A 17,716-nucleotide genomic window follows, 5' to 3' on the forward strand; every position below is an offset into this window, starting at 1 on the left:
AGAGCGGAGATGCCGGTCGCCTCGTTTCGACGCGGGCCCGGCGGATCGCAGGCGGGACAATTGGATCGATCGTCAAGCTCTGCGCACCAATCTGAAACAGGCACGAAAATGTTAACTGTCATTTAAGCACAAGCTTGAATGTGGCAGATCTTGTGGCATGCTTATGTGCGGGCAACCGGATGTAGACAATGGCACAGGCATATACAGGCACAGGCGATAGTTTCGAACCCAGCATCGGCTGCCGTTTCAAGGTGGAGGCGGCCATGTTGCTGATGATCGAGGATCTGAAGCGGCAAGGCCTCGACCTTGCGGAAATAGCGCTGTCGCTGGCCGATGCGGCGGAGGATTTCGTGCTTCGGCTGGCCCGGTCCGCAGGCGATGAGGATCTGGCTTTGGATGACATGTCGCACCGCGACATGCCGCAGGATCAGACGGAACATTAGAACCCGTATCCGAGGCATTGCAGTGGATCTTCGGCGCTGACAAGCATGGTTGTACGGGAACGATTGGTCCGGATGCGGGTTTGTCTCTCGAACCCGGGCCGTGTCAAGCGGACGTGACAGGGATGGAGAACATGGGTATTTTTCCGCTTTCTTCCCATGGCCAACGAATTGGCAGGCGAGCTTCCCACCTGTCCGGTCCGGGATCACACCTATAGGTGAGGCATCCGGCCTCATGGCGCATGGGCCGGACTATTCGGCCGCTTTCGCCATATCCTCTTCCATTTCGTAGGAATAGCCGTCGAGCATCGCATAGGCCTGCTCGATCACCTTGATCTCGGCTTCCGCCTTGCCGATCGCATCGGCAATGGCGTCGCAGCGGGCCGTCAGCATCCGCCCCAGCACATCGCTCTCGGGTCGTTTGGCAATCCGGTCAATATGGTTGCGGATGCGGCCGCGATGGCGCTCCAGTTCCAGAATGTGAAAGCGCGTATTGACGACCTTGTCGGTCAGCTTGCGGCGCATGGCCGAAACCGGGTCGAAGCTGCCGGGCGCGCGCTCGTCCAGAATGATCTCGTTGACCAGCGTGTCGAGAACCAGCAGTCCTTCGAGATCCTTGGAGTCGGTCAGCTGCGGATCGAAGCCCGTATCGTCGTAGATTTTGCGGCGTACCGGATCGAGCAGCAATTCGTAAGACGCCGTGACCTTGGAAAAGGCTTCGACATCGCCACCAGTGTCCGGATGCGCCGATTTGGCCTTCGAACGATAGGCAGACTTGATCGCGGCGCCGTCCGCGTCACGGGTCACGCCCAAGGTTTTGTAGGGGTCGATCACGCTACCACCCGGTTTGTTTTGCTCCAAGGTCACCCTCTCGTAGTCTCATCGCGGCGCGGTCTCAACCCCTCGCCGCATCTTGTGGCGAAACAGGGGCCGTGGCGGCCTTTTCCCCAGGCTTGGGCGTCTCGGCGGAGCGTCGCAGGAGGCGCGGCAGACGCCCCTGCGCCACCGGCGCCATTGCAAAGCTGAGGACGAGAAAGGGCAGAAGCACGGCAAAGCTGGCCTTCAGGTTCACATGTTCGGCCACGAAACCCAGAAGCGGCGGCACGCCGATATTGGCGATCAGAAGGGTCAGTGCCAGCGCCGCCAGATTGTCGGCCATCGAGCCGCGCCCCAGGGAAATGGTGGTGGCCACGGCCAGCGGGAATCCGAGCGCGACGCCGCATCCCATCAGGAAAAGCGCTAGCGCCGCCATGGCCAGATTGTCCGCCGAAAGAAGCAGGACCACGCCCAGGGCGACCACCGTTGCCGAGCCGCGCACCAGCGTCATGGTCCCGAACCTGTCGCGCAGCCTGTCGCCCACCATGCGCGTGGCACCCATGCCAACCGTGAACCCGGCGTAGAGAATGCCCGCTGTTGCGGCGTCGGCGCGCAGCACCTCGCGCAAGTAGAAAATGCCCCAGTCATACACCGCGCCTTCGCTGATGCCGATGCCGAAGACCATCACGCAGATCAGCAGGATGATCCTGTCCGGCCAGACGAAGACCTTCCGGCGTCCCGTTGCGGGGCGGCTGACGCGCTCTTCGCGCGGCGCGATCTTCAGCACGATGGCGCAGCACAGGACGACCACAAGGGCAGCGCCGAGCTGGTGGTGAAAGGGACTCACCTCATGCTTGGCCAGAAAGCCGGATATCAGCGAGCCGACAAGGAGCCCGACGGACCAGAAGCCATGGCTCCTCGACAGGATCTTCCTGCCGGTGCGCTGCTCTATGCCGGTGGAGATCATGTTCGCGGCGACATCGAGAATGGTGCGGAAGAAGCCAAACAGGAGGAAGCAGAGGAAGAAGCCGGCAACCGGCACAATGGTCAGGATCGGGGTGATGAGCGCCGCAATGGCCAGCATCAGAGGCGCGGTGCGCCGGGGCGTCAACGCTTCCGTGACGCGGCCGGCGATCGGCAGGGCCAGGAAAGTGCCGGCCGGCGCGCCGAGAAGCGCAAGGCCCAGCATGGCCTTGTCCACGCCGAGCCCCTCCTGGATGGATGGCAGGCGGGTGAAAAGGGATACGAACAGGAGAGCGTTGCAAAAGAAAAGGAGCGCAGGCGGCGCGAGCATCATGGCGGGTCGTCCGGGAAAAGAATCAGGCTCTTCATGGACCGGCGTGAACGGAAGGACAAGCGCTAACTGCCAGGGGGTAAGCTTGGACCGACCTTGCGCCAGCAGCGGGTGTGCGCGACAGCGGCAGAAGGCAGGAAAAGGACAGGCAAAGAACCGGCAGAGGTAAAGTGGACCAATATGATGCCGCTTCACAAACCGCCGGACTGCGTTATCCTGATGTCACAATCGAGGAGGACGTGCATGCCGGTTCGATTCGTAGCTTTGCTCATCTGTCTCTGGGCCGGCAGCTTTGCCAGCCTTGCCGCGGAAGATGCCGTGACCAGCGCCCAGAAAATCATTGCCGACCAGATCCAGGCGCTGAAGAAGGGCGATTCCGCCACCGCCTATTCCTTCGCCTCCCCCGCCATTCGCAGCCTGTTTCCATCCGATGGCCGGTTCCTCGCAATGGTGCGCCAGCGCTATGCGCCGCTTGCCAATCCAGGCTTCTACGCCTTCGGCCGCTCCAAATCGGTGGGCGGCGGAGAACTCGTGCTGCAGGAGGTGATCGTCACCAGCCAGAATGCCAAGGACTGGAGCGCGATCTACGAGATGCGGCTCCAGGATGATGGCAGCTACAAGGTGAACGGCGTGCGCGTGCTGGAAAAGACGGCGAGCACCGGGATCTGACGCAAGGGGATCAATCGTCGCCGCGCGCCCAGCCCTCCTGGGTCTCGGCCATGAAATCCGCATAGCGGCCTTCGGCGATCGCCTTGCGGATGCCCTGCATCAATTCCTGATAATAGGAGAGATTGTTCCAGGACAGGAGCATGCCGCCCAGCGCCTCGTTGGACCGGACCAGATGATGCAGATAGGCCCTGGAATAATCGCGGCTGGCGGGGCAATTGGACTGGTCGTCCAGCGGGCGCATGTCTTCGGCATGCTTGGCATTGCGGATGTTGACCTTGCCCTTGCGGGTGAAGGCAAGACCGTGACGACCGGAGCGAGTGGGCATGACGCAGTCGAACATGTCGATCCCGCAGGCTACAGATTTCAGAATATCGTCCGGCGTTCCGACCCCCATCAGATAGCGGGGTTTTTCGACCGGCAGAACCGGCAGCGTGATGTTCAGCATGTCCAGCATTACCGCCTGCGGCTCGCCGACGGCCAGCCCGCCGACGGCATAGCCCTTCAGGTCGAGCGCCGTCAGTCCCTCGGCGGAACGGACGCGAAGTGCCGGCTGGTCACCGCCCTGCACGATGCCGAACATCGCCTTGCCCGGCTGGTTGCCGAAGGCGACCTTGCAGCGCTCCGCCCAGCGCAGCGACAATTCCATCGCCCGCTCGATCTCCTTCGGCTCCGCCGGCAGGGCCACGCATTCGTCGAGCTGCATCTGGATATCGCTGTCGAGCAGGCCCTGGATCTCGATAGATCGTTCGGGTGACATGTGATGCGTGCTGCCGTCCACATGGCTCTTGAAGGTCACGCCCTTTTCGTCAAGCTTGCGCAGGCCGGACAGGGACATGACCTGGAAGCCGCCGCTATCGGTGAGGATGGGCTCGGGCCAGCGGATAAGCTCGTGCAGGCCGCCAAGGCGGGCGACGCGCTCGGGGCCCGGCCGCAGCATCAGGTGATAGGTATTGCCGAGAATGATGTCGGCTCCGCCCTCGCGCACCTGATCCAGATACATGGCCTTCACGGTTCCCACCGTGCCCACCGGCATGAAGGCCGGCGTGCGGATCGTGCCGCGCGGCATGGAGATTTCGCCAAGGCGAGCCTTGCCGTCATTGGCCTTCAGGGCGAACTGGAAGTTTTCGGTGGTCATCAGATGGTCTTCCGGAAGAGCAGGCTGGAATCGCCGTAGGAATAGAAGCGGTAACCCGCGGAAATCGCATGCTCGTAAGCACTGCGCATGGTTTCCAGCCCGGCAAAGGCGGAAACCAGCATGAACAGCGTCGAGCGCGGCAGATGGAAATTGGTCATCAGGATGTCGACGGCCTTGAAGCGGTAGCCGGGCGTGATGAAGATATCGGTGGCGCCCGACCAGGCCTGCAACTCGCCGTTCTCGCCGGCGGCGCTTTCCAGAAGCCGCAGCGAGGTCGTGCCGACGCTGACAATCCTGCCGCCCCGCGCCCGCACCGCATTCAGCGCCTCGGCGGTGGAGGCCGAGACATGGCCGATTTCGGAATGCATCTTGTGGTCGCTCGTGTCGTCCGCCTTGACGGGAAGAAAGGTGCCGGCGCCGACGTGCAGCGTCACGAAATGGCGCTCGATCCCGGCGGCGTCGAGAGCGGCAAAAAGATCCGGCGTGAAATGCAGGCCGGCCGTCGGCGCGGCCACGGCGCCATCTTCACGCGCATAGATGGTCTGATAGTCGCGGCTGTCCTGCTCGTCTTCCGGCCGCTTGGCGGCGATATATGGCGGCAGGGGAATATGGCCGACCGCCATGATCGCCTCGTCCAGCGATGGTCCCGAAAGGTCGAAGCGCAGGGTCACCTCGCCGCCCTCGCCTTTGTCTTCCAGCACGGCATCCAGGGTTCCGAGGTAGCAGGCATTGCCGGCATGGCCAAAGCGGATGCGGTCGCCGATTTTCAAACGCTTGCCCGGCCTGGCGAAAGCCTTCCAGATATCGGGGGCCGCGCGCAGATGCAGCGTTGCGGACACATGCAGGTCCGGAGCGCCCTCGCGCGAACGAACGCCTTCAAGCTGCGCCGGAATGACCTTGGTATCGTTGAAGACCAGCGCATCGCCGCGCTTGAGAAAATGCGGCAGGTCGCGCACGATCCGGTCCGTCAGCTGCGGCGCATGATCGGGGTCGACGACCAGCAGTCTGGCGCTGTCGCGCGGATTTGCCGGCCGCAGAGCGATATTGCCCTCGGGCAGATCGAAGTCGAAAAGGTCTACGCGCATCTTTTGACCATGTCATGTTGATCGTCGAGCCGGTCAGATAGCCCGGTCCGCCGACAAAGAAAAGCGCTCCGGCAGAGCCGAAGCGCCTGATGGTGTCACAGACGTGTCGATCAGGCTGCGGCGTCCGCCGCCACCTTCATCGAGACGATCGAGTCGGGATCGGATACCGGCTCGCCCTTCTTGATCTGGTCGATGAAGTCCATGCCTTCGATGACCTGACCCCAGACAGTGTACTGCTTGTTGAGCCAGGGCGCATCGGTAAAGCAGATGAAGAACTGCGAATTGGCGGAGTTCGGGCTCTGCGAGCGCGCCATGGAGCAGGTGCCACGGACATGCGGGACCGCCGAAAATTCGGCCTTCAGGTCCGGCTTGTCGGACCCGCCCATACCGGCGCGGCCGGGATTGAAGCTCTCGCCGCCCTTCTTGCCGAACTTCACATCGCCCGTCTGGGCCATGAAATCGGCAATGACGCGGTGGAAGACGACGCCGTCATAGGCGCCTTCGCGCGTCAGTTCCTTGACGCGGGCCACGTGTTCCGGCGCGAGATCCGGCATCAGCGAGATGACGACCTTGCCCTTCGTGGTTTCCATGATGATGGTGTTTTCCGGATCCTTGATCTCGGCCATGTCAGTCTCCTTGCTGTTGGGCTTTGCTATTGGGCTTTGCGCCCTTTTATTTCCCGACCGTGACCTTGATCATCCGATCGGGATTGGACACTTCGCCATTGCCGCCCTGGCCCCGCTTGATCTTGTCGACATGATCCATGCCCGACACGACCTTGCCGATGACGGTATATTGTCCGTTCAGGAAATCGCCCTTGTCGAACATGATGAAGAACTGCGAATTCGCCGAATCAGGATCCTGCGAACGGGCCATGCCCACCGTGCCGCGCTCGAAGGGCACCTTGGAGAACTCGGCCGGAATATCGGCGAGTTCGGAGCCGCCGGTGCCGGCGCGGCGTTGGTCGAAGCCCTTCTCCATATTGCCATACTGCACGTCGCCGGTCTGCGCCATGAAGCCGTCGATGACGCGGTGGAAGGCGACATTGTTGTATTTGCCCTCGGCGGCGAGTTTCTTCACCTGCGCCACATGTTTCGGCGCCACCTCCGGCATCAGCTCGATCACGACCGGGCCATCCTTCAACTGGATGGTCAGGATATCACCGGCCGCGGCCGCGGCCTGCGAGACGAAGGAGGCGGCAGCCAGCGCGGTGGCAAAGGCAAGCGACAGAAATTTCATCGGACAAGCTCCGTTCAGGTAAAAGGTTGCAGCGCTTCAGCGCTTCAGCTTCTTGGTCAGCGCGTCGAGGACGGCCTTGGGCACGAAAGGCCTGACGTCGCCGCCCATGGAGGCGATCTGCCGGACCAATGTGGCAGTAATCGGCCTTGAGGCAGTCGCGGCCGGCAGAAACACCGTCTGCACATCCGGCGCCATCTGCGCGTTCATTCCCACCATCTGCATTTCATAATCGAGATCGGTGCCGTCCCGCAGTCCGCGGATCAGCAGTCGCGCGCCGTGGCTGCGCGCCGCATCCACCACCAGATTGTCGAAGGAAACGACCGCAAGGGCGTCGCGGCGGTCCGGAAGCGCCTCTTCCAGCGCTAGGCGGATCAGATCCGAGCGCTCCTCGAAGGAAAACATCGGTGCCTTTCCGGGATGCACGCCGATGCCGACAATGACATGATCAGCCACGTTCAGCGCCTGGATGAGAACATCCAGATGTCCATTGGTCATTGGATCGAAGGACCCTGGATAAAAGGCAGTGGTCATTGCACTCTCTCGCGAAACTTCCGCCTTTTGTCATGGAAGGGGGGGCTTCGCAAGCGGCGCCAGACCATGAACTGCGCATGAATGGCCCGTTCAAGGCTGTTTCAGCCTCATCCTGCTTTATTGTCGCCATCACCCCCCGCGACGTCCCGCGTCAGGGTGAGAACGGCTCTGAGGGGAAAGACAACGATGCTGATCCTGCTTGTCACCATTGCGATCCTGGCATCCTTTGCACTGGAATTCGTGCTCTTTCCCGTCTGACGCCATCTGTTAACGAATCCTGAACGCCAGATGAACGACCCCTTCAGGGACGCTTCAGAGGGCAGGGAATAAAGATGTTTCATACTGGTGCGGAACATGTTCGCATCATCGGCGTTCTTGAAAGCGAGAAGGAACTTGGGAATGTTTGCCAAGAGAAAAACGGTCATGCCGGATACGATTACGATGATCAATCTGGTGTGGACTGCAATGATTGCGGTCATGATGACGGCGACCTTCACCCTGTACCAGGATAAGAGCAACACGCCGCAGTTCAGCTACACCCAGTTGACCGGCCATTACATCGATCAGCCCTATTACTGACGGCTGGGGTGATCGAAGCAAGGAGCAGCCCCATGTATATCGGAATGATTGTGCTTTCAGGTCTGATCAGCACCATGTTCGTTGCATCCGTGTTTACTTCGATTACCGAACTTCGCCGCGAACGCGAAAACCTGCGTGAATTCGCCAAGAGGCATGCCGCCTTCTGATGCTCTGGCGTCTGTTTCGCCGGGCAGTACTGCAAGACGTGATCCTCGCCTGAGGCGCGCGCCTTCAACCTCCTCTCCTGCATTCTCTCCTCGAGACAGGTCTGTGACGGCAGTCTCCGAAGGTAGTCCCCCAAAACAGTCTCCCAAGACAATGATGACGACGAAACGGCCGGGTTGACCCCGGCTTTTTCGTGTCTGCGACCTGTCGCCCGATGGCTTCCCCGCTGAAGGAGCCAGCCGCCGCCCTCTGGGCAAGCGTCAGGCAACGGCGACCGGAGGCCACATCCCCGCCCCCACGCTCAGTGTACCGGGTTCTTTCGTCAAAGGATGACACGGTCTTACCAAATGAAAGCAGCGCCCCGAGGGGCGCTGCATCATGGTCGCGTCAGTTCCGGTCTGCCTCGGAACGAGGGTCAGGCGGTCTCGTCGCCCCCATCCTCGTCTTCCCCGTCTCCGGCACCATCAGGCGAGGTCCCCTCGCCGTCGGATGACTGATCCGGCTCGCCTGACAGGGCGTCGGTCGATCCGTCAGCGGAGGTCAAGGGAGCGCCTTGGCCGAGATCACCGGTTTCCGCGATGATTTCTTCGGGAAGCACGCCGGCCTCCTCATCACCTTCCGGCTCGCTGATCCGTTCCACGGAAACGACCCGCTCATCCTTGGCAGTGGAGAAGATGGTGACGCCCTTCGTCGCACGGCTGGCAATACGGATGCCGTCGACCGGCACACGGATCAACTGACCGCCATTGGAGACCAGCATCAGCTGGTCCTTGTCATGGACCGGGAAGGCCGCAACGAGTTCGCCGATCTCGTTTGTCTTCGACGTGTCGGTGGCGCGGATGCCCTTGCCGCCACGACCCGAGGTGCGGAAGTCGTAGGAGGAGGAGCGCTTGCCGAAGCCGCGTTCCGAGATCGTCAGGACGAATTGCTCGTGCGCCTTCAGATATTCGTAGCGTTCATCGCTGAGCTGGCCCTCTTCGGTGACTTCTTCGCCGACCAGCGCGATATCCTCCTCATCGACGCCTGCTGCGCGTCGCTCAGCGGCAGACCGCTTCAGATAGGCGGCGCGCTCCCAGGGTTCGGCAGCCACGTGGCCAACGATCGTCATCGAGATCAGACGGTCGCCATCCGCAAGGCTGATACCCCGCACGCCGATGGAATTGCGTCCGGCAAAGACGCGGACATCGTCGACGGGGAAGCGGATGCACTGGCCAAGCGCCGTGGTGAGAAGCACGTCGTCGCCCGGCAGGTCGAGGTCGGCATTGGGCGGCGAGCAGGTCTCGACCGACAGGATCTCGTCGCCCTCCTCCTCGAGCTTCATCGCAATCTTGCCGTTGCGATTGACCTGGATGAAGTCGGACAGCTTGTTACGCCGCACTGTGCCGCGCGTCGTCGAGAACATCACGTCGAGATTGGCCCAGCTGTCTTCGTCCTCCGGCAATGGCATGATCGTCGTGATCCGCTCGCCGGGTTCCAGCGGCAGCATGTTGATCAGCGCCTTGCCGCGCGAGGTGGGCGTGCCGATCGGCAGGCGCCAGACCTTTTCCTTGTAGACGATGCCGCGCGAGGAGAAGAACAGCACCGGCGTATGGGTATTGGCCACGAAGAGCCGGGTGACGAAATCCTCATCGCGTGTCGCCATGCCGGAGCGGCCCTTGCCGCCGCGGCGCTGCGCCCGGTAGGTGGTCAGCGGGACCCGCTTGATGTAGCCCAGATGCGAAACGGTCACGACCATGTCTTCGCGGGCGATGAGATCCTCATCGTCCATATCCGGACCGCCATCCATGATTTCGGTGCGCCGGGGCGTGCCGAATTCGTCGCGAACGCCGGTCAGCTCATCCTTGACGATCTGCTGGATGCGCAGCCGCGACGACAGAATGTCCAGGTAATCGCTGATCTCGGCGCCGATCTTGTTCAATTCGTCGGCGATTTCGTCGCGTCCGAGAGCGGTCAGGCGGGCGAGGCGCAGCTCGAGAATGGCGCGTGCCTGCTCTTCGGAGAGGTTATAGGTGCCGTCCTCGTTGATGCGGTGACGCGGATCATCGATGAGCCGGATAAGGGCCTCGACATCCTTGGCCGGCCAGCGGCGCTCCATCAGCTGCTCGCGCGCCGTCTGCGGATCGGGCGCGCGGCGGATGAGATTGATGATCTCGTCGATATTAGCGACTGAAATCGCCAGACCCACCAAGACATGCGCCCGGTCGCGGGCCTTGCGCAGCAGGTATTTCGTTCTCCGGCTAACCACTTCCTCACGGAAGGTGACGAAGGCCTTCAGCATGTCGATCAGGGTCAGCTGTTCCGGCTTACCGCCATTCAGCGCCACCATATTGCAGCCGAAGGAGGTCTGCAGCGGCGTGTAGCGATAGAGCTGGTTCAGGATGACTTCGGCATTGGCATCGCGCTTCAATTCGATGACGACGCGATAGCCCTGCCGGTCGGATTCGTCGCGCAGGTCGGAAATGCCCTCTATGCGCTTCTCGCGCACGAGCTCGGCGATCTTCTCGATCATCGCCGCCTTGTTGACCTGGTAGGGAACCTCGGTGACGATGATCTGCTCGCGATCCCCGCGCATCGGCTCGACATGCGCCTTGCCGCGCATGATGATGGAGCCGCGGCCGGTCTCATAGGCCGATTTGATGCCCGAGCGGCCAAGAACAAGTGCGCCTGTCGGGAAATCCGGGCCGGGAATGATCTGCATCAGTTCCGGCAGTTCGATCACCGGATTGTCGATCAGCGCGATGCAGCCGTTGATCACCTCGATCAGATTGTGCGGCGGGATATTGGTCGCCATGCCGACCGCGATACCGCCGGCACCGTTGACGAGGAGGTTCGGAAACTTGGCCGGCACGACGACCGGCTCGGAGAGCGTGCCGTCGTAATTGTCGCGGAAATCGACCGTTTCCTTGTCAAGATCGTCGAGCAGGGAATGCGCGGCCTTCTGGAGACGGCATTCCGTATAGCGTTCGGCCGCCGGCGGATCACCGTCGATCGAGCCGAAATTGCCCTGGCCGTCGATCAGCGGAAGCCGCAGCGACCAGTCCTGCGCCATACGCGCAAGCGCATCATAGATCGCCGAATTGCCGTGCGGGTGATATTTACCCATCACGTCCCCGGTCACGCGGGCGCATTTGACGTATTTCTTGTTCCAGTCGATGCCCAGTTCGGACATGCCGTAGAGAATGCGGCGATGAACCGGCTTCAAACCGTCTCGCACATCGGGAAGCGCGCGGCTCACGATCACGCTCATCGCGTAGTCGAGGTAGGAGCGCTGCATCTCCTCCATGATGGAAATAGGTTCGATGCCGGGAGGCAGCTTTCCGCCGCCAGGGGTGCTCTGCTCAGTCAAATCGGGTACGATCTCTGTTCGGAATCAGTTGTTTCACTATAGCCGGTCCGCTGTGCAAACGCCAATTTGAGGGCTAGTTTTAAACAGGCTTTTGCGCCATTTGCGGTATGCTTTGCCGCTTTTGGCATTGGCAGCGAATTCTTCATGCAAAGGGTCTACCTTCGCGCGCGCCCTTGAGCAAGCCTTGGAACATGGGGAGAGACAAAGCATGGTGACTGCAGACAGTATCATGAGCGCGTTCACGACGCTGCTGGTGACGCTTGACCCGCCGGGTCTTGCGCCCATCTTTCTCGGCCTCACCGCCGGACTGACCCGCAGCCAGCGTCGGCAGGTGGCGCTTCGCGGCACGCTGATCGCCTTTCTCATCCTCACCGTCTTTGCCCTGTTCGGCGCCGGCATCCTCTCCATTCTCGGCATTTCGATGGGTGCCTTCCGCATCGCCGGCGGGCTGCTGCTGTTCTGGATCGCCTTCGAGATGATTTTCCAGAAGCGCAACGAGCGCAAGGAAGAGACATCCAAGGTCGCCATCACCATCGACCATATCCAGAATATCGCAGTCTTTCCGCTGGCCCTGCCTCTGATTGCCGGTCCGGGCGCCATTTCCGCCATGGTCCTGCTGGCCGGCTCCTTTGCGGAACCGCTCGACAGGGCGCTGCTGATCGGACTCCTGCTGGTGGTCATGGGGTTCGTGCTGGGCGCGCTGCTGATTGCCGAGCGGCTGGATCGCTATCTCGGAATGACGGGCCGGGCGCTCCTGACACGCCTGCTCGGCGTTCTTCTGGCGGCACTCTCCGTCCAGTTCGTCGTCGATGGCGTCCGCTCCGCATTCGCACTGCCTGCCTGACGGCCGAGACGCCAAATGGCCTCTTCGACGCCTTCACAGGGAGAATCCGCCACGGCCCGCGGGGATATGCTGCAAATGGCCCGTTCCTGCGTCGCCACCCCTCAATGCGTTTCGGACAGACCGGCGGCCCTGATCAAACTGAACGGGTTTCTCTGATATCACCCTCCAGATCCTGCCACGCTCAACGCCTTGAGCGAATTTTGTCCCTCGAGACCAGACATCATCCGGAAGAAGCTTTTGCGCATGTTCTTTGATTTTCGTCGCCTCCTGCCGGCCAGCCAGGCCTTCAGCCTGCGGGAGCGCATCCGCGCCCCTCTCGGCGCCCTGCTCGGCATTGCCGTGACCGCCGCATTTGGAGCGCTGGCGGTTCAGCAGGGACAGATCTCTCCGGCGATCATCGCCCCCATGGGCGCCTCCGCCGTCCTGCTGTTTGCCGCGCCCGCCAGCCCGCTGGCGCAGCCATGGTCGGTTCTTGGCGGCAATGGCATTGCGGCAGCCGTCGGCGTGGCCGTGACCTGGCTGGTGCCGGACCAGAGCCTTGCGGCGGCGCTGGCGGTGTCGCTGGCTATCGCCGCGATGATCGCCTGCCGCTGCCTGCATCCGCCCGGTGGCGCCGTGGCCCTGACCGCGGTCGTCGGCGGACCCGCCGTGCATGATCTCGGCCTCTCTTTCGTGCTGTGGCCGGTGCTTGGCAATTCGCTGCTGCTGCTTGTCTCCGCCATGCTTTACCACCGCCTGACACGCGGCAGTTACCCGCACCGGCAGCAGCCGGCCGTCAATCGCCACGCAACCTCCGATCCGGCGCCGCTGGCGCGCATCGGCTTCGAACCTGCCGATCTCGATGAGGTCCTGAAGGATTTCGATCAATATCTGGATATCGACCGCGACGATCTGGAGACTATCCTGCGACGCACCGAATTGCGCTCCTATCGCCGGCGTGCCCTTCACGTGACCTGTGAGAGCATCATGTCGCGCGATGTTGTGGCGGTCGGGCCGGATACCAGCCTGCGCGAGGCGCATGAGCTGATGCGGCGCCACCACTTCCGGGCTCTGCCGGTTACCAATGAGAAGGCCGAAGTCGTCGGCATCGTCACGCAGTCGGATTTCCTTCACAAGCCCCGCTGGGTGGCCGGCCAGCCGCGTATCGACATTGCGCAGCGCCTGCGGCTGATCCTGTCCGGGGCCACGGCGCCCAATGATACCGTCAAGGACATCATGACCGCGCCTGTCCGCACCCTTCGGCCGGAGACACCGCTGGCCGATGCCGTCATCCTGTTTGCGGAAGGCGGCTTGCACGACCTTCCCGTGGTGCGGGAGAGCGGCAAGCTTGCAGGCATCCTGTCGCAATCGGACGCGCTGGTGGCCATGCTCCAGGACAGAAGCGCCGGCGCGGCACCGATCCCCTCACCTGCCGCCTGAGAGGCGTCACCTGCGACAGGTCACATGGAGCATTTCACCTGGAGCATGCTGCCTGAGATGGCTTGCCTGAGAAGGTTTGCCTGAGAAAGTTTGCCCGAGAGAGTTTACCCGAGAGAGTTTACCCGAGAGAGTTTACCCGAGACAGGCCCCCCCCTGAAACAGGCCGGCTGCAACAGGCCGGTTGAGAGGCCGGACCCTGGTCCGCCCGACTCATCAAGAACCGACACCTAGAGGCCGGCTCCGATCAACCCGGTCTTGATGCATGCGGCTTCGCCGGACTTCACCCTGATGGACGCGGCCCTGATGAACCCGGGCCTGGTCGGACCTGGCCCGAATGGACCGGCTTTGCCGGGGGCGCGATCAGAACGGGATATCGTCATCCAGGTCGCGCGCAAAACCGCCGGAAGCGGCGGGCTGGCTACCGCGGCCGGAACCCTGCTGCGGCCTATCGTAATCCTCGTAGCCGCCGCCGAATTCGCCGCCACCGCTGCTGCCGCCGCGTCCACCGCCATAGCCGGCGCCACCGCCGCCCATGCCCTGGCCCTCACCGCCACCGCGGCCATCCAACATGGTCAGCGTGGAGTTGAAGCCTTGCAGCACGATTTCCGTCGAATAGCGGTCATTGCCGTTCTGGTCCTGCCATTTGCGGGTCTGCAGCGCACCTTCGATATAGAGCTTGGCGCCCTTCTTCACATATTGCTCGACCACCTTGCAGAGGCCTTCGTTGAAGACGACGACATTGTGCCACTCCGTCTTCTCACGCCGTTCGCCGCTATTGCGGTCGCGCCAGCTTTCCGAGGTCGCGATGCGGAGATTGGCGATCGGGCGACCGTCCTGGGTGCGGCGGATTTCGGGATCCGCGCCCACATTGCCGATCAGGATCACCTTATTTACGCTTCCAGCCATGTCGTCACCTCGTCTTTTGCCCTGCGCATGGCCGCTGCCGCGCGCCGTCATTGGCATTGTCACTCATCGGCACTGTATCCCATCCCCCTTCCCGGCAGGAAAGGTTGGAGCGGTAATCCACAGCCAAATTTGTTCTTTCTTTGTTCTATAAACTCGTTATGATCCTGTCAATCCGGCGCGGCGGGGCGGAAGGATGGAACGGAACGGGCACTTGTTCCTTTCCCTCATCTGCGGCTCGACAGCGGCCATGCATTCACTACATAAGGGGCTTGTCCTCCCAAAGAGCCTTTCACGATGAGCGAACTGAAGACGATTTCCATTCGCGGCGCCCGCGAGCATAACCTCAAGGGCATCGACCTCGATCTGCCCCGCAATAGCCTGATCGTGATGACCGGCCTGTCCGGATCGGGAAAATCCTCGCTGGCCTTCGATACGATCTATGCCGAGGGCCAGAGACGCTATGTCGAGAGCCTCTCGGCCTATGCGCGTCAGTTCCTGGAAATGATGCAGAAGCCGGATGTCGACCAGATCGACGGCCTGTCGCCGGCAATCTCGATCGAGCAGAAGACGACCTCGAAAAATCCGCGGTCGACGGTCGGCACGGTGACGGAAATCTACGATTACATGCGCCTTCTCTTCGCGCGGGTCGGCATTCCCTATTCGCCCGCCACCGGCCTGCCGATCGAGAGCCAGACGGTCAGCCAGATGGTGGATCGCGTCCTGGCTTTCGAGGAGGGTACGAGGCTATATATCCTTGCGCCGATGGTGCGCGGCCGCAAGGGCGAGTACAAGAAGGAGCTCGCCGAGCTCATGAAGAAGGGCTTCCAGCGCGTCAAGGTGGATGGCCAGTTCTACGAGATCGCCGAGGCTCCGGCGCTCGACAAGAAATACAAGCACGATATCGATGTAGTGGTGGACCGCATCGTCGTGCGCGGCGATATCGGACCGCGCCTGGCCGACAGCCTGGAGACCTGCCTGAAGCTCGCCGATGGCCTGGCTGTCGCGGAATACGCCGACAAGCCGCTGCCGCCGGAGGAAACCGCGGCCGGCGGTTCGGCCAATAAATCGCTGAACGAGACGCATGAGCGGGTGCTGTTTTCCGAAAAATTCGCCTGCCCGGTCTCAGGCTTCACCATTCCCGAGATCGAGCCAAGGCTGTTTTCCTTCAACAATCCCTTCGGTGCCTGCCCGACCTGCGACGGGCTTGGCTCGCAGCAGAAGGTCGACGAGAACCTGATCGTCCCCGAGCCGGAGCGCACCTTGAAGGATGGCGCAATTGCGCCCTGGGCCAAATCCACATCGCCCTACTACAATCAGACGCTTGAGGGTCTCGGCAAAGTCTATGGCTTCAAGCTGACGGATCGCTGGTCCAAGCTCAGTGAAAGCGCGCGAAGCGCGATCCTGCGCGGGACCGAGGACAAGATCGAGTTTTCCTATGCCGACGGCGCCCGATCCTACAAGACGACCAAGACCTTCGAGGGCATCGTGCCCAATCTCGAGCGGCGCTGGAAGGAGACCGACAGCGCCTGGGCGCGCGAGGAGATCGAGCGCTACATGTCCGCGGCGCCCTGCCCCGCCTGCAAGGGCTATCGCCTGAAGCCGGAGGCGCTGGCCGTCAAGATCGGCAAGAAACATATCGGCGAAGTCACCGAAATGTCGATCAGGGTCGCCCGCGACTGGTTCGAGGCGCTGCCGGATACGCTGACGGCCAAGCAGAACGAGATCGCGGTTCGCATCCTGAAGGAAATTCGCGACCGGCTGCGCTTCCTCAACGATGTCGGCCTCGATTATCTCAGCCTGTCGCGCAGTTCGGGAACGCTCTCGGGTGGCGAAAGCCAACGCATCCGGCTCGCCTCGCAGATCGGCTCCGGCCTCACCGGCGTGCTCTACGTGCTGGACGAGCCGTCGATCGGTCTGCACCAGCGCGACAATGCGCGGCTGCTCGACACGCTGAAGCATCTGCGCGATATCGGCAATACGGTTCTGGTCGTCGAGCATGACGAGGATGCCATCCTGACCGCCGATTACGTCGTCGATATCGGCCCGGCCGCCGGCGTGCATGGCGGACAGGTGGTGGCCGCCGGCACGCCGCAGGAGATCATGGCCAATCCGAAATCGCTGACGGGGCAGTACCTCTCCGGCGAACGGGGCGTGGCCGTGCCCGCCGATCGGCGCAAGCCCAAGAAGGGCAAGGAGATCAAGGTTGTCGGTGCGCGCGGCAACAATCTGAAATCGGTCACGGCCTCCGTGCCGCTCGGCCTCTTCACCGCCGTGACCGGCGTCTCGGGCGGCGGCAAGTCCACCTTTCTGATCGAAACGCTCTACAAGGCGGCGGCTCGCCGTGTGATGGGCGCCCGGGAAATCCCGGCCGATCACGATCGGATCGACGGGCTGGAATTCATCGACAAGGTCATCGATATCGATCAGTCGCCGATCGGCCGCACGCCCCGCTCCAATCCCGCCACCTATACCGGCGCCTTCACGCCGATCCGGGACTGGTTTGCCGGCCTGCCGGAGGCCAAGGCGCGCGGCTATCAGCCCGGCCGCTTCTCCTTCAATGTGAAGGGCGGCCGCTGCGAAGCCTGCCAGGGCGACGGCGTCATCAAGATCGAGATGCATTTCCTGCCGGATGTCTACGTCACCTGCGATGTCTGCCATGGCAAGCGCTACAATCGCGAGACGCTCGACGTCACCTTCAAGGGCAAATCGATCGCCGATGTGCTCGACATGACGGTGGAGGAAGGCGTCGAATTCTTCTCGGCCGTGCCGGCGGTGCGCGACAAGCTCCAGGCGCTCTTCGATGTCGGCCTCGGCTATATCAAGGTCGGCCAGCAGGCCAATACGCTCTCGGGCGGCGAGGCGCAGCGCGTCAAGCTCGCCAAGGAGCTGTCCAAGCGCTCGACCGGACGCACGCTCTATATCCTCGACGAGCCGACGACCGGTCTGCATTTCCACGACGTTGCCAAGCTTCTGGAAATGCTTCACGAACTGGTCAACCAGGGTAATTCGGTGGTGGTCATCGAGCACAATCTCGAAGTCATCAAGACGGCCGACTGGATCATCGACATCGGCCCCGAAGGCGGAACCGGCGGCGGTCAGGTGGTGGCGGTCGGCACTCCGGAGGATGTGGTCAAGGAGAAGCGCTCCTATACCGGCCAATTCCTCAAGGAGCTTCTGGAACGGCGCCCCATCAAGAAGATCCAGGCGGCGGAGTGATATCCGGCTTCGACGGCCCCGCCCGCGGCAAT

General features: G+C 62.2%; 15 protein-coding genes and 1 pseudogene. 7 read left to right on the forward strand and 9 right to left on the reverse strand.

The genetic code is table 11. From position 1 onward, the window contains the following. Positions 1-188: 188 nt before the first annotated feature. Positions 189-443 carry a hypothetical protein gene (locus QTJ18_RS13195; RefSeq protein ID WP_252754531.1) on the forward strand — a complete coding sequence of 85 codons (255 nt, stop codon included), beginning with the start codon at positions 189-191 and terminating at the stop codon, positions 441-443. A 249-nt stretch (positions 444-692) separates the two neighbouring features. Here the strand turns inward: QTJ18_RS13195 and QTJ18_RS13200 are convergent, their stop codons facing one another. Beyond that, entirely contained in the window at positions 693-1,274 is a 582-nt protein-coding gene (locus QTJ18_RS13200; protein ID WP_252754699.1) for a J domain-containing protein, read from the reverse strand. A gap of 61 nt (positions 1,275-1,335) precedes the next feature. Next, complete coding sequence (locus tag QTJ18_RS13205; RefSeq protein WP_252754530.1) at positions 1,336-2,553, reverse strand: MFS transporter; 1,218 nt, start codon at positions 2,551-2,553, stop codon at positions 1,336-1,338. Between the two features lie 240 nt (positions 2,554-2,793). Between QTJ18_RS13205 and QTJ18_RS13210 the strand changes: the two genes are divergently transcribed. Continuing rightward, positions 2,794-3,219, forward strand: a complete 426-nt coding sequence (locus QTJ18_RS13210; RefSeq protein ID WP_252754529.1) for a DUF4864 domain-containing protein — start codon at positions 2,794-2,796, stop codon at positions 3,217-3,219. A 10-nt stretch (positions 3,220-3,229) separates the two neighbouring features. Here the strand turns inward: QTJ18_RS13210 and tgt are convergent, their stop codons facing one another. From tgt to coaD, 5 genes are all read right to left on the reverse strand, one after another. Continuing rightward, positions 3,230-4,354 carry a tRNA guanosine(34) transglycosylase Tgt gene (gene tgt / locus QTJ18_RS13215; RefSeq protein ID WP_252754528.1) on the reverse strand — a complete coding sequence of 375 codons (1,125 nt, stop codon included), beginning with the start codon at positions 4,352-4,354 and terminating at the stop codon, positions 3,230-3,232. Further along, complete coding sequence (gene queA / locus QTJ18_RS13220) at positions 4,354-5,439, reverse strand: tRNA preQ1(34) S-adenosylmethionine ribosyltransferase-isomerase QueA (RefSeq protein WP_252754527.1); 1,086 nt, start codon at positions 5,437-5,439, stop codon at positions 4,354-4,356. The genes tgt and queA overlap by 1 nt, the downstream gene beginning before the upstream one ends. A gap of 110 nt (positions 5,440-5,549) precedes the next feature. Beyond that, entirely contained in the window at positions 5,550-6,065 is a 516-nt protein-coding gene (locus QTJ18_RS13225; RefSeq protein ID WP_252754526.1) for a peptidylprolyl isomerase, read from the reverse strand. Positions 6,066-6,111: 46 nt separating this feature from the next. After that, positions 6,112-6,678: a peptidylprolyl isomerase gene (locus QTJ18_RS13230; RefSeq protein WP_252754525.1), complete on the reverse strand. Its 567-nt coding sequence runs from the start codon at positions 6,676-6,678 to the stop codon at positions 6,112-6,114. A gap of 36 nt (positions 6,679-6,714) precedes the next feature. Then, positions 6,715-7,209, reverse strand: coding sequence for a pantetheine-phosphate adenylyltransferase (gene coaD, locus QTJ18_RS13235; RefSeq protein ID WP_252754524.1), 495 nt, complete (start codon positions 7,207-7,209; stop codon positions 6,715-6,717). Between the two features lie 399 nt (positions 7,210-7,608). Here coaD and QTJ18_RS13240 point away from each other — a divergent pair, with 399 nt between their 5' ends. After that, positions 7,609-7,788: a hypothetical protein gene (locus tag QTJ18_RS13240; RefSeq protein WP_252754523.1), complete on the forward strand. Its 180-nt coding sequence runs from the start codon at positions 7,609-7,611 to the stop codon at positions 7,786-7,788. Positions 7,789-7,820: 32 nt separating this feature from the next. Beyond that, positions 7,821-7,955, forward strand: a complete 135-nt coding sequence (locus tag QTJ18_RS13245) for a hypothetical protein (protein ID WP_289852173.1) — start codon at positions 7,821-7,823, stop codon at positions 7,953-7,955. A 599-nt stretch (positions 7,956-8,554) separates the two neighbouring features. Here the strand turns inward: QTJ18_RS13245 and gyrA are convergent. Beyond that, positions 8,555-11,299: pseudogene (gene gyrA / locus QTJ18_RS13250) on the reverse strand (DNA gyrase subunit A); the annotation flags it as partial. A gap of 208 nt (positions 11,300-11,507) precedes the next feature. Here gyrA and QTJ18_RS13255 point away from each other — a divergent pair. Both QTJ18_RS13255 and QTJ18_RS13260 read left to right on the forward strand, forming a co-directional pair. Then, positions 11,508-12,143, forward strand: a complete 636-nt coding sequence (locus tag QTJ18_RS13255) for a MarC family protein (protein ID WP_252754521.1) — start codon at positions 11,508-11,510, stop codon at positions 12,141-12,143. A 243-nt stretch (positions 12,144-12,386) separates the two neighbouring features. Then, positions 12,387-13,562, forward strand: coding sequence for an HPP family protein (locus QTJ18_RS13260; protein WP_252754520.1), 1,176 nt, complete (start codon positions 12,387-12,389; stop codon positions 13,560-13,562). Positions 13,563-13,922: 360 nt separating this feature from the next. Here the strand turns inward: QTJ18_RS13260 and QTJ18_RS13265 are convergent, their stop codons facing one another. After that, a complete protein-coding gene (locus QTJ18_RS13265; protein WP_252754519.1) occupies positions 13,923-14,468 on the reverse strand; it encodes a single-stranded DNA-binding protein in 546 nt (181 codons plus the stop codon). 294 nt (positions 14,469-14,762) lie between these two features. Between QTJ18_RS13265 and uvrA the strand changes: the two genes are divergently transcribed. Next, a complete protein-coding gene (gene uvrA, locus QTJ18_RS13270; RefSeq protein ID WP_252754518.1) occupies positions 14,763-17,684 on the forward strand; it encodes an excinuclease ABC subunit UvrA in 2,922 nt (973 codons plus the stop codon). The last annotated feature ends 32 nt before the right edge of the window (positions 17,685-17,716 follow it).

The sequence above is a fragment of the Rhizobium sp. SSA_523 genome (assembly GCF_030435705.1).
Classification (GTDB): domain Bacteria; phylum Pseudomonadota; class Alphaproteobacteria; order Rhizobiales; family Rhizobiaceae; genus Neorhizobium.